Origin of the sequence: Mesorhizobium sp. M7D.F.Ca.US.004.03.1.1 (genome assembly GCF_003998635.1) — a bacterium.
Classification (GTDB): Bacteria; Pseudomonadota; Alphaproteobacteria; order Rhizobiales; family Rhizobiaceae; genus Mesorhizobium; species Mesorhizobium loti.
Map to the genome: position 1 here is coordinate 1 of NZ_RZQG01001750.1, position 493 is coordinate 493.

The 493-nt window shown below is 62.9% G+C and carries 1 pseudogene; it reads right to left on the bottom strand.

The annotated features are described in order from the left end of the window. Positions 1–493, bottom strand: a pseudogene (locus EN935_RS39845) (PD40 domain-containing protein); the annotation flags it as partial.

The following is a 493-nucleotide window of genomic DNA, read 5'->3' on the forward strand; positions in this document are numbered from 1 at the left end:
ATCACCTTCTGGCCGTCGGGCGAAAAGCGCGGCGCAAAAGTCATGCCGGGAAAATTGCCGACCAGTTCGCGCTGGCCGGTCTCGATCTGCAGCAGGTAGACCCGCGGCTGGCCACTCTCATAGGACATGTAGGTGATTTCCTGCCGGTTCGGCGAGAAACGCGGCGTCAGCACGATCGACCTGCCGTCCGAGAGATAGCGGACGTTGGCGCCGTCCTGGTCCATGATCGCGAGGCGCTTCTTGCGCGCGTTCTTGGCGCCGGATTCGTCGATGAAGACGACGCGGGTGTCGAAATAGCCTTTTTCGCCGGTCAGCCGCTCATAGATGGCGTCGGCGATGATGTGGGCGACACGCCGCTGATTGGCGTCGTTGGCGAAGAACTGTTCGCCGGACATCTGCTGGCCCGCAAAAGTATCCCACAACCGGTACTGGGCGCGGATACGGCCGTCGGCTTCCTTGCTGACGCTGCCGGTGACCAGCGCCTGCGCGTTGA